This window comes from Vibrio satsumensis (genome assembly GCF_050337435.1).
GTDB classification, from domain to species: Bacteria; Pseudomonadota; Gammaproteobacteria; order Enterobacterales; family Vibrionaceae; genus Vibrio; species Vibrio satsumensis.
Window position 1 is genome coordinate 384,919 of record NZ_JAKJSX010000006.1, and the last position, 10,911, is coordinate 395,829.

At 45.9% G+C, this 10,911-nt stretch carries 9 protein-coding genes and 1 pseudogene; 9 read left to right on the forward strand and 1 reads right to left on the reverse strand.

The genetic code is table 11. The features are described 5' to 3' along the window. Window positions 1-39 precede the first annotated feature (39 nt). Both L4C44_RS09185 and L4C44_RS09190 read left to right on the forward strand, forming a co-directional pair. A complete protein-coding gene (locus L4C44_RS09185; protein ID WP_428804926.1) occupies window positions 40-1,134 on the forward strand; it encodes an alpha/beta hydrolase in 1,095 nt (364 codons plus the stop codon). Window positions 1,135-1,449: 315 nt separating this feature from the next. Continuing rightward, window positions 1,450-2,649, forward strand: a complete 1,200-nt coding sequence (locus tag L4C44_RS09190) for a diaminopropionate ammonia-lyase (protein ID WP_428804927.1) — start codon at window positions 1,450-1,452, stop codon at window positions 2,647-2,649. A gap of 184 nt (window positions 2,650-2,833) precedes the next feature. Here L4C44_RS09190 and L4C44_RS09195 read toward each other — a convergent pair whose 3' ends face one another. Beyond that, on the reverse strand, window positions 2,834-3,325 hold the full coding sequence (locus L4C44_RS09195; protein ID WP_086714699.1) for an Lrp/AsnC family transcriptional regulator: 492 nt from the start codon (window positions 3,323-3,325) through the stop codon (window positions 2,834-2,836). Between the two features lie 295 nt (window positions 3,326-3,620). Between L4C44_RS09195 and L4C44_RS09200 the strand changes: the two genes are divergently transcribed. From L4C44_RS09200 to L4C44_RS09230, 7 genes and pseudogenes are all read left to right on the forward strand, one after another. Continuing rightward, the gene (locus L4C44_RS09200) at window positions 3,621-4,415 is read left to right on the forward strand and encodes a maleate cis-trans isomerase family protein (protein WP_428804928.1); all 795 of its coding nucleotides are present in this window, start codon (window positions 3,621-3,623) and stop codon (window positions 4,413-4,415) included. Window positions 4,416-4,516: 101 nt separating this feature from the next. After that, window positions 4,517-5,728: a M20 aminoacylase family protein gene (locus L4C44_RS09205; RefSeq protein WP_428804929.1), complete on the forward strand. Its 1,212-nt coding sequence runs from the start codon at window positions 4,517-4,519 to the stop codon at window positions 5,726-5,728. A gap of 171 nt (window positions 5,729-5,899) precedes the next feature. Further along, the gene (locus tag L4C44_RS09210; protein WP_428804930.1) at window positions 5,900-6,943 is read left to right on the forward strand and encodes a TRAP transporter substrate-binding protein; all 1,044 of its coding nucleotides are present in this window, start codon (window positions 5,900-5,902) and stop codon (window positions 6,941-6,943) included. 121 nt (window positions 6,944-7,064) lie between these two features. Continuing rightward, the gene (locus tag L4C44_RS09215; RefSeq protein ID WP_332409120.1) at window positions 7,065-7,607 is read left to right on the forward strand and encodes a TRAP transporter small permease; all 543 of its coding nucleotides are present in this window, start codon (window positions 7,065-7,067) and stop codon (window positions 7,605-7,607) included. Continuing rightward, window positions 7,604-8,947, forward strand: a complete 1,344-nt coding sequence (locus L4C44_RS09220) for a TRAP transporter large permease (RefSeq protein ID WP_146491149.1) — start codon at window positions 7,604-7,606, stop codon at window positions 8,945-8,947. The genes L4C44_RS09215 and L4C44_RS09220 overlap by 4 nt, the downstream gene beginning before the upstream one ends. A 37-nt stretch (window positions 8,948-8,984) precedes the next feature. Next, on the forward strand, window positions 8,985-10,169 hold the full coding sequence (locus L4C44_RS09225) for a M24 family metallopeptidase (protein WP_428804931.1): 1,185 nt from the start codon (window positions 8,985-8,987) through the stop codon (window positions 10,167-10,169). Window positions 10,170-10,416: 247 nt separating this feature from the next. Further along, window positions 10,417-10,911, forward strand: a pseudogene (locus L4C44_RS09230) (LruC domain-containing protein); the annotation flags it as partial.

Genomic DNA, 10,911 nt, shown 5'->3' on the forward strand with positions numbered 1-10,911 from the left:
ATAGAATCACTTCCATCAAAACATTATGGGAATGATTTTATGAACGACTATCGAAAGGCATTACTGGCGTTACCTTTGATTTTTTTAGCTGGCTGTAATTCAAGCTCAAGCAAGGCTGACACCAAGGCGCAAACGAAGCCTAAAGCTGATTACGTATTTTCATCGGCTAAGCTTGGTGAGTTGTATCAAGAGCGACAAGAGCTCCAAGAAGCAATGAAGCTTACTTATGATGGTGTTCAGTATGAAAAAATTCAGTTTGCTGAAGATATTAGTGATAAGCAAAAAGTAGTTAGGCTTGTAGATCGCTTAGGCCAAAGCGTTGACCTGTACTTTCCAGATGCAGGAGTCGATGACTGTGCAATTTACAGCGAGGGTAATTTTTTTGATTCATTTGATTGTGGTACGGCTCTACGTTCAATTAGTAATGATACAACGTTAATCCAAACGACAACGGGCAATAGAAAGCTTGCAGTTGAGCTTGAATACCAAAACGAGCTGTCGCAATACGTGACTAGTCTCGGGTCTACGGTTTTGAGTAACACCAAAACTGGCAACAAGGTAACCATTACCACATCGTTTGCTTTCAACGCTTTTTACCGCGATGTGCTCAACGAGACAGGTGCTGTTGATCGAATTCGGTCTACTCTGGGGGCATCAACCTATTCTCAGCTTTTTGATATCGTGAAATTGTATCAAGGCAGTGAGATGACATTGAAGTTCACTAACCATATCGGTGGCAGTGCTGACGACGATATCAATATGTACACCGGGCGGGTGATCAACAACAACCATATGACGACGGTGGTTACCCCAACAGGCTCGGTGTTCTCTGGCGGCACGGATCTGTTCGCAGCGGGTAATCCACGAGTTTTGCAACGCGCTGATACCACCAAAGCTATTGAGCTTAATAAGCAGGTTGGTGTGCACAGTTGGGCTGAGGGTGATAAAACAGCCAAAGAATTCCCATACACCAATGAAAGCCATCGTAAGCAAGCGACCTACTTTAAAAAGGTGATGGGAGACAAAGGAATCGATTTTTATATCTTCACTTTAGATTCAGCTCCTGCCTCTGGTGAACACTGGGTGACTAAGGCCGATTCAGATAAATACGGTTTCATCACTCGTATTGAGTAGCTTTGACTCGCATTAAAAATTAGGTGTGTATGTTGAAAGGTTGGTTGTGCTTTGTCATCACCAGCCTTTTTTGTTTTGGAATTGAAGGCGGTACCGCTTGTAATGCTCATGAATTCAACGTGAGATCATGAATGTGAGTAAAAACCGCATTTATTCGCTAAGTAACAACTAATTTCTGCAGATTTGGTTTTTAGAAAGCACAATCACAGCACTTTGATGCCGATAAACTTTAATATCCGCAAGCCTTACAAGCCGAAGACGATTATGCTTGGTGATGTAAGGAGCAATGTGAATGACTAATAAGGACGATCATTTATGCAGTTACTGGCAGGCACTCTGACACACTATGCTAACCCTCAAGCACACCCTGAATTGGAGTACTCAAGTGAGCAACTTGATATTCTGAGTGTTGCGAGTTCTGAGCAGGCAATTAAGGACATTTCACAATGGCCGGGTTATTCCGTCACTCCCTTGCATGAATTGAATCGTATTTCTGCTGAGATCGGCGTAAACAAGTTTTGGTATAAAGATGAATCGCAGCGTTTTGGCCTAAAGAGTTTTAAAGCACTGGGCGGCGCGTATGCTGTTGCCCGTCAGCTTCAGATTGAGATCGCCAACCGTTATGGGAAGAATCCAACCATCAGTGAGCTGCTCAACGGGGAATGGAAATCAGAAGTCGCTGAAATCGTTGTCAGCTGTGCGACAGACGGAAACCATGGTCGCTCCGTCGCATGGGGTGCACAAATGTTTGGTTGTGGTTGTGTTATCTACATTCACCGTGACGTATCGGAAGGCCGCAAGCAAGCGATGGAAGCGTTCGGTGCAGAAGTGGTACGCATTACCGGTAACTACGATGAATCTGTTCGTTTGGCCGACTCAGAAGCTAAAGCGCAAAATCGCGTGATTGTATCGGATACCTCTTATGAAGGTTACATGGAAATTCCGAAAGATGTGGCACTTGGCTACACTGTTATGTTGGCTGAAATTGTCGAGCAACTTGATGGTGAAATCCCAACCCATGTCTTTGTTCAAGGGGGAGTGGGTGGTCTAGCTTCAGCAGTTTGCGGCTACTTCTGGGATCTGTGGGGCTCCGATCGCCCACGCTTTGTAATTGTCGAACCTGAGCAGGCTAACTGCTTACAGAAGAGTGCTCAAGCGGGCAAGCCCGTGGTAGTTAAAGGCGATCTAGAGACACTGATGGCAGGGCTCGCATGCGGTGAGGTTTCAAGCTTGGCGTGGACAATTCTACAAAATGGTGCGGATGACTTTATGACGCTGAGCGAAGAGGCCATTCCGCAAGCGATGCGTATGTTGGCGAGTGGGGAATATACGGAAGTGGCGATAGAAGGAGGCGAATCTGCAGTTCCAGGGTTTGCTGCTGCTATCATCGCTAAAAAAGAACCGAAATTCGCTGAAAAATTGAATTTAACTGAAAACAGTCGAGTGTTGGTTATTGGTACTGAAGGAGCAACTGACGCGGATCTCTACCAACAAATCATCGACAACAAAATCTAATAGCTAGAAGTACATAGTTAGCTGTTAGTGGTTAGTGGTTAGTGGTTAAGAGCTAATCGCGAACAACTCATAATAATGTAAGCCCCAAAGTTGGCGGTATGTAAGGTTTCTTCATACCGTCTTTTTTATTTCTGTATTTCTGTATTTCTGTATTTCTGTTTCGTTTTCCGACGTATTGCGTTGTCTAATCACGTTGCTCATCAATCGGAATTGTCAGGCCGACTTTGACGTTATCCATCACCACATTGGTTTGAAAGCTTTTGATGTTGGCATTATCGAAGAAAGCCTCACGAGTAAAATTGTCGTACCCCTCCATATCTGCTGCAGTGACGATCAAGATAAAGTCAGAACTGCCCGTCACGTAGTAGCACTGCTGTACAGAACGATTGGCACTCATCTCTTTTTTGAAGTTATGCATCAAATCAACGCGTTCACGCTCCAAGGTCACTTGGACGATAAAAGTCATCGCATGCCCTACCGCTTTTGGATTGATGACCGAGACATCCGCTTGAATGACCCCTTGAGTTCGCATGCGTTTTAAACGCCGTTGAACGGCCGCGGGAGAGAGCCCCACTTTTTCTGCGATGTTGTCCGAAGTTGCTCGATTTGAGTCTTGTACGATGTTGAGGATCTTTCTGTCAAAACTGTCGACCGTCATTTCCGGTTGCTGTGCCATACCAACGCTTCCCAATATTTGCTTGTAAGTGAATTGTTACTTTTAGGTCATTGTGTGATCAAGATTAAGGTATTTTTCCTTAGCAACGAGTGAGCCACCTATGAGAACAAAAAATCACTATAACGTAATAAAAATGCGGAATTTCTGCACAATAAAGACGTTATTTGATGATAATCCTTAAACTTATCGGGGCATTATTAACCTTGTAAACAAAATGTAAAGAGTCAATTGGCAAAGATGTTAGTCGTGAGTGCACATTTTATTAACACTTAATGAGTTCAAGGAATCGGTAAGTATGAGATCTGGAATCGCTACTTTACAGTCTGAATTAGAAGCATTAGCACCAGCAGGACGCGTCGGTGTGATCGCGTTAGCAACCGACTTTAATATTGAGCGAGATCTCGCCCAACTGTACCCAAGTGATGTGCAATCTTTTACTAGCCGTGTTCGAAATTACAATCCTTTGACCATAGATAATTTACGTAGAATGGAGCCGGGAATTGCCGATTGTGCCGATACTATCTTACCGGGCACAGAGTTGGATGTTGTGATTTATGCATGTACCTCTGGCACGGTGGCGATCGGAAGCGAGCGAATTACCCAGCTCATTCATCAGTCTCGCCCAAACGCTGCGGTAACGAATCCTGTGACCGCTGCCTTAGCGGCTTTCGACAGCTTTAAAGCTAAGCGCATCTCGGTATTAACGCCTTATACCGAAGCTGTGAATCAAGACGTGGCCGCATTTTTTGAGTCGCAAGGCATTGAGGTGTTGAGCATTGCTGGCTTCGGCTTTGAAGATGACACCGCGATGACGTTCATTTCACCACAGGACATTAAACAAGCCGCGATTGAAGTCTGTGATCCGAATGCCGATTTACTGTTTATCTCTTGTACTGCATTACGTGCTGCATCAGTCATCGAATCCATTGAAGCGCAATTAGATAAACCTGTTGTGAGCAGCAATCAGGTGCTGGCTTGGCACTCACTTCAGTTGATGAACTACCCCATACCCATTAAAGGCTTTGGTGCACTACTAGCGCACCATCTTAAGCCATCCTCAGATAATTGCCGAAGGTCGCAGTCGTTGTAACGACCTTTGATTAAGGCTGCTCGCTTCACGTTTACATTCAGCAGCCAAGCTAACTCTACATTTAACGTTAATACAAAGAATTACACTTTGGGATCACTACTATGTCGTCTACTTTCTCGATAAAACCAGACCAATTGTCTTCGCAACTTATTCAAAGCATGACGGAATGGCGTCAACACTTACATCGCTTTCCTGAATGCGGCTTTGACGTGAATCTCACCTCTGATTTCATCGCCAATCAACTACACAGTTTTGGTATAGAGGTGGTGCGTAACATCGGTAAAACAGGATTAGTGGGGATACTTCGTTCGGGATCAAGTGAAGCGAGTATTGGCCTAAGAGCTGATATGGATGCTCTGCATATTCATGAACAAAACAGCTTCGCACATTGCTCACAACACGATGGAAAGATGCACGCTTGTGGCCACGATGGACACTCTGCAATGCTGCTTGGCGCAGCAAGTTATTTAGCCGAAAACCTATTGGCAGGGAACCCAACCTTCGATGGCACGGTGTATTTCATTTTTCAACCCGATGAAGAGCATGGCTGTGGCGCGCAAGCGATGATTGATGATGGCTTGTTTGAGCGATTCTCGATTGATGAAGTGTATGGCGTGCATAACTTTCCCGGTTTAGCGGAAGGTGAATTGATGGTTCGTCCTGGATCATTAATGGCCAGTGAGAGCAGCTTTGAGATCACGATCAACGGTGTGGGTGGGCATGCCGCTCTGCCGCATCAAGGGGTCGATCCTCTAGTTGTTGGCTCGCAAGTAATCCTTGGCCTGCAAACCATCGTCTCTCGCAATCTTAGTGCGATCCACGATACGGCTGTAGTCTCTGCGACCGAGTTTATTACAGACGGCACGGTTAACGTCATCCCGACTCAAGTGATTATTAAGGGAGATTGCCGTTGTTTTACTGAATCTTCTCTCGACCGAATCAAGCAAAGTATGGAGCGAATCGTGGCGGGCATTTGTCAGGCTGCAGGTGCGACCTACGAATTTGAGTTTATTAATACCTTCTATCCAACCATCAACAGTGAGCTACAAACCCAATATTCGGTTGCCGCCGCGCAGAAGGTGCTTGGTGTCGAGAACGTTAATGACGCCTGCGATCCACTGACAATTTCGGAAGATTTCTCAAGCATGTTGCGCGTTAAGCCGGGCTGCTATGTGCTGCTGGGTAATGGCACGGAATCGGTCGGTGGCTGCGCATTGCATAACCCAAAATACGACTTTAACGACGGCATCTTAAAGCTCGGTGCGAGCTACTGGATTCAGTTGGTGAACGACCGTTTAGCAAGATCAATTTAGAAACGGCTCAGCGAGAAGTAACAAGTAGAGAAAAAGATTCAGCAGTGACGCATTTGGCACTGCAAGATGGCCGACTTTAAACGGAGTTTATTGTCGATACAGCCAATACTGAAGCGCGTGAATTGACCAAAGTCATCAGCGTGAAATTAGGATAATAAAAGGAAAGACAGGATGAAACGATTAGGCGTAGCACTGCTAAGTTTGAGCATGGTTTTTGGCGTTCATGCCGAAACATGGAAGTTTGCTTCAGAAGAGGACAAAACAGACGTTCAAGACATCTATGCGCAAAAATTTGCGGAAGTGATTAAGAAGGAATCTGATGGCGACATTCGTGTTCGAATCTATTACTACGGACAATTGGGTACAGAGAACGACATCGTAGAATTGGCTGCTAAAGGCACCATTCAATTCGTGTCTGTAGGCGCGGGTCACTTAGGGTCTTATGTTCCTGAAGTACAAGCGGTGAGCTTACCGTATGTTCTGGGTACTAACGAAGCGATTACGCATAAGGTGTTAACGGAAAGCCCAACCATCTACAACAAGCTGGCACCTAAGTTTGAGAGCGTAAACCTCAAGCTGTTGTCGATGATGTCTGAAGGCGAAATGGTATGGGGTGGTAACAAACCTATCCGCACGCCTGAAGATTTTGCGAACCAGAAAATCCGTACTTTCACTTCAACCATTCCTGTTGAAACCTACAAAGCGTTTGGTGCAACACCTACCCCTCTTTCTTGGGGTGAAGTGTACGGTTCACTGCAACTTAAGACTATCGATAGCATGGTTAACCCTATCTACTTCATCTACAACGCGAAGTGGCATGAGGTTCAAGATTACCTAATGTTCCCGGGTCAGCAACCTTATGTGAGCACCGTTTCGACCAACAGCAAATGGTACAACGGTTTGTCAGAGGAGAAGCAAGCGATGGTCGACAAAGCGATCAAAGCCGCCGACCAAGCTGCTTATGACTACCAGATTCGCATCAACAAAGAGAACATGGACAAGATCCTGAAAGAGCGTCCAAACATGCAAGTGGTTGTGTTGACGGATGAAGAGCGTGAGCGCTTTAAAAGACTCAGCCAAAAACTGCACACTACTTACTATGACGTAGTGGCAAATGCCTACCCAGCAGGTCAGCAGAGTGAAGCGCGTGAGGGGGCGAAAAACATTCTCGAAGAAATCCTAGATGAAGTGAAGGCTGCTTCAGCAACGCAATAAAAAGCGTTAGTAAGGATGAATGCTATCCGCTGTTCATTGGCGGCGGGTAGCTTATTCCCACCTTCTCCAATTTGTGGCAATGGACCCCTGTCACTGAACGAAGTATGGAGCACTGCCTGTTATGAAAGAACTGCTACATAAAATCAGTGTTGTGACGGAAAAGCTAGAGCGCTTTTTGATCATGACCGCCATTCTCACGATGATGATTAATTCTACGGCCAATGCGATTGGTCGGTATGCTTTTAACAAAAGCCTGTTTTTTTCAGAAGAGCTCAATCAATTTCTGATTGTGTCTGTGACCTTTATTGGCTTCGCTTATGCAGTGCGCCAAGGGCGAAATATACGCATGACTGCGGTCTACGATTCGCTAAGCACGAAAGCTCAAAAAGTTCTCACAACCATCATTGCGCTACTCACTGCCATGTTGATGTTTTACCTCACCTACCATGCGTTCTTCTACGTCAAAGAGTTGAAAGACATCAATCGATTAAGCCCAGCTCTTCAATTCCCTGTGTTTTGGGTATACGCGATCATTCCGATTGGTTTTTTCATTGCCGGATTGCAATACAGCATGAGTTTCTTAATGAACTTACTGCACAAAGAGATCTACGTGTCATTTGACGTGATTGAAAATAGAAACACAAAAGTAGGTGAGTTCGAATGAGCGATGTTGCACAGTTTTTCTCGGACATTATTGCCGGCGAATTAGATATTTATGTCATCACATTTACTCTTGTTTCTGTGATGGTGATTTTGCTGTTTTTGAGCTTCCCGATGATTGTACCGTTAGCGGTTGGGGCCTTAATTGGCTTGATTCATTTCTCTCAGGTTGAGCCGGGAGTGCTGATCCAACAGATGGTCACGGGCATCTCACCCAACGCATTGATTGCGGTGCCGATGTTCATCTTGGCGGCCGATATTATGACGCGTGGGCATACGGCCTATAATCTACTTGGCCTGATTCAAGCGTTTGTTGGACACCTGCGTGGCGGGTTACCTATTACTACGTGTATCAGCTGTACCTTGTTTGGTTCTGTTTCCGGTTCGACCCAAGCGACCGTGGTGTCGGTTGGGCAAATCATGCGCCCGAAGTTGTTGCAAGCAGGGTACAAAGACAGTTTTGTGATGGCTCTGATCATCAATGCCAGTGACATCGCGTTTCTTATCCCACCGAGTATCGGTCTGATTCTTTACGGCACCTTAGCCAATGCCAGTGTGGGTGAGCTATTCATTGCTGGTATTGGCCCAGGTTTAGTGCTCGCGAGTCTGTTCTCGTTATACAGCTATGCCTACAGCGTAAAACACAGCGACACCATCACTTTGGTTGAAAAAGCCAACACAGCAGAACGTATTGAAGCGATCAAGAAAGCGATTCTTCCTCTTGGTTTCCCTGCTTTGATCATCGGTGGTATTTATTCTGGCGTAGTCACACCTACCGAAGCAGCCTCATTTGCCGTGTTGTATGCAATCATCGTTGAGTGCATTTTTTATCGCAAACTTGGCGTAAAAGACATCTGTGATGCAGCGTTAAATACCGGCTTGATTACGGCGGTTGTGTTTGTGCTGGTGGGTGTCGGTCAGGCGTTTTCTTGGTACATCTCGTTTGAACAAATCCCTCAAGAGTTGTTAGCTCCTCTCAATCTAGAAGACGCTTCGCCTGAATTCATACTGTTTGTTATCGCACTGACTTTCTTTGTCGGTTGTATGTTCGTGGATTCATTGGTGGTTCTTCTTATCTTGACGCCGATTTTCATGCCGATTGTTGATGCAGCGGGCATCGACCCAATCTTGGTCGGCGTGATGGTGACGCTACAAATGGCGATTGGGTCGGCCACGCCTCCATTCGGTTGTGACATCTTCACCGCGATTGCGATTTTCGAACGCCCTTATATGGAAGTTATCCGCGGAACACTGCCGTTTTTCCTCATCTTGATATTGATGTCTGCTTTGCTGATTTTCTTCCCAAGTATCGCTCTGTTACCAAGAGATGTTTTATTCAATTAATTCGCCGAGTTACCCTAATTCAATCAAGGATAGAGATATGAGTATATTGCCGTTAACACCTCCGCAGAGAGGGTTTGAATCAGCAGAACTAGAGCAACGTACTGTCGAGTTACAACAACGTCTACGTGCTCAAAACATCGATGCTGCGTTTTTTACGACCGAACCTGAGTTTCGCTATTTCAGTGGCTTTAAATCGCAGTTCTGGGAAAGTCCAACTCGACCTTGGTTTTTGGTGGTGCCTGCGGTTGGCAAGCCTATCGCTGTGGTGCCAGAGATTGGTGTCGCTGGCTTTGATGATACATGGATTGACGACGTGCGCAGTTGGCCATCACCAAGGCCAGAAGACGACGGTATCTCTTTGCTAGCGGCTACGTTGTCTGAAGTATCGAGAGGATCTCGTCGAATCGGTTCGATGGTCGGCCCAGAAACACATCTGCGTATGCCAGCCATTAACTATGCATTGTTACAGCAGAAACTAAGCCAACATAGTGTGGTGGATGTATCGCTGATGATTCGCGATCTGCGCAGTGTTAAGTCTCAAGCAGAAATCGATAAAGTGCGCTTTGCGTGCCAAGTCACGGCGGCGGGTTTTGAGTATCTTCGCCATCATCTTGCGATAGGGATGACAGAGCGACAGGCGTGTAAAGCCATGCACTTGGAGATGCTGCGTTTGGGGGCGGATGCGTGTCCTTACTTGATCTCGGCATCCGGCCAAGGTGGTTATGACAACATCATCATGGGACCAACCGATCGTGTGCTTTCTGAAGGAGATGTTTTGATCATCGATACGGGTGCTAACTTTGATGGCTACTTCAGTGACTTTGACCGGAACTATGCGTTTGGATATGCGCAGCCAGATACAATAGCGGCTTATGACGCGGTGTATCAGTCGACAGAAGCAGGGTTAGCGATTGCTGAACCGGGACGAACAACCGGAGACGTGTGGCAAGCCATGTGGTCGGTGCTCGAAAAGAACGGTGCACTCGGCAACGATGTGGGTCGCATGGGGCACGGCTTAGGCATGCAGCTAACCGAGTGGCCATCACATGTGCCTAACGGTGATGTGATCTTAAAACCCGGTATGGTGCTAACGCTTGAGCCGGGCATGGCATTTGCGAAAAATCGCATGATGGTGCACGAGGAGAACATTGTTATCACAGAATCTGGCTGTGAGATACTGCATCAAAGAGCCTGGCAATCGATGCCGATTATTACTCAATAATCGGGTACTCATTGCTTTCTAGTCTCACCCCCCATACTAAAATTAAGGTCGCGAATAAATCTGCGGCCTTTTTCAAATCAACTTCATTCTCAAAATGAGAAAAACGAAAACTTAAACTCTAACACACTGTTAAATAATAGGTTAATTTCCGGCACCATCTTTGCTCCTTATCTCTTTACACGTTTAAGGCTAGTGAAGAGGGAACATAATGAGAAATTGGAATTCAGTCATACTGCCTAGTTGCTTGATGCCATGTGTTGCGTTGGCGTTGACCACTGCGGACTTAACGTTTGAGTCTGGAGCGGATGCGTCCAACTATTCGGCCAAAGGTAAACCCAATAATACTTACTCGATCGCGGAGTCACTTCCTCAAGACGTTTTAACTAATGTCTATTCGATGTTGCCAGAGGGTACTACTGTGAACAGTGCCTTTATTGCACCGGAGCGTTATTCAAGTATTGATATTGACGATGAACTCAATGGTGCGGAGTATGCCACAGCAACAATCACTTTCTTGAATGAAGGGGCTGGTTACCGCAACACCCTTGGTTACTTCGTTTTTGATACCAACAACCCTCCAGCAACTAAAGACGATATCAACGCACACATAGTGGTGTTTCCAAATACGTCCGTTGCTGACGTAGGGGAAATGCAAGAAGGTGACTCCATTGACCTAAGTGTCCAACTTACGGCGGGTCAAACATTAGCCTTTTTCATCATTTCTAATGGGTGGGGTTGGGAG

What these genes read in the sequence shown, in the direction of transcription:
- L4C44_RS09185 (WP_428804926.1), top strand. Translation starts at nt 40, where the DNA reads ATGAACGACTATCGAAAGGCATTACTGGCGTTACCTTTGATTTTTTTA.
- L4C44_RS09190 (WP_428804927.1), top strand. Translation starts at nt 1,450, where the DNA reads ATGCAGTTACTGGCAGGCACTCTGACACACTATGCTAACCCTCAAGCA.
- L4C44_RS09195 (WP_086714699.1), bottom strand. Translation starts at nt 3,325, where the DNA reads ATGGCACAGCAACCGGAAATGACGGTCGACAGTTTTGACAGAAAGATC.
- L4C44_RS09200 (WP_428804928.1), top strand. Translation starts at nt 3,621, where the DNA reads ATGAGATCTGGAATCGCTACTTTACAGTCTGAATTAGAAGCATTAGCA.
- L4C44_RS09205 (WP_428804929.1), top strand. Translation starts at nt 4,517, where the DNA reads ATGTCGTCTACTTTCTCGATAAAACCAGACCAATTGTCTTCGCAACTT.
- L4C44_RS09210 (WP_428804930.1), top strand. Translation starts at nt 5,900, where the DNA reads ATGAAACGATTAGGCGTAGCACTGCTAAGTTTGAGCATGGTTTTTGGC.
- L4C44_RS09215 (WP_332409120.1), top strand. Translation starts at nt 7,065, where the DNA reads ATGAAAGAACTGCTACATAAAATCAGTGTTGTGACGGAAAAGCTAGAG.
- L4C44_RS09220 (WP_146491149.1), top strand. Translation starts at nt 7,604, where the DNA reads ATGAGCGATGTTGCACAGTTTTTCTCGGACATTATTGCCGGCGAATTA.
- L4C44_RS09225 (WP_428804931.1), top strand. Translation starts at nt 8,985, where the DNA reads ATGAGTATATTGCCGTTAACACCTCCGCAGAGAGGGTTTGAATCAGCA.